The 230-nt window shown below is 41.3% G+C and carries 1 pseudogene; it reads right to left on the bottom strand.

What is annotated here, in order from left to right:
- Positions 1–212: pseudogene (locus EOC06_RS39450) on the bottom strand (multidrug ABC transporter permease/ATP-binding protein); the annotation flags it as partial.
- Positions 213–230 lie beyond the last annotated feature (18 nt).

Below are 230 nucleotides of genomic sequence, written 5' to 3'. Positions count from 1 at the left end.
GATAATGCAACACCCTTCTCTCCTACAAGCGTTTCCAATCCTTCAGGAAGCATTTCAATATCCTGCTGAAACGATGCCAACTGAATCGCATCTTTTAGCTGACTTTCCGATGCGTTTTCCTTGTTGCCAAACAGAATATTTTCTCTCACTGTTTTTGAAAATAAGACGTGATCTTGTGGCACATATCCAATCCAGCCGCGAAGTTTATCCAAGCTGATATCATCAATGCT

Source organism: Mesorhizobium sp. M7A.F.Ca.MR.362.00.0.0, from assembly GCF_004023175.1.
Lineage (GTDB): Bacteria > Pseudomonadota > Alphaproteobacteria > Rhizobiales > Rhizobiaceae > Mesorhizobium.
Note: the sequence above shows the minus strand (reverse complement) of the source record. Positions and strands in the feature narration are given on the sequence as shown.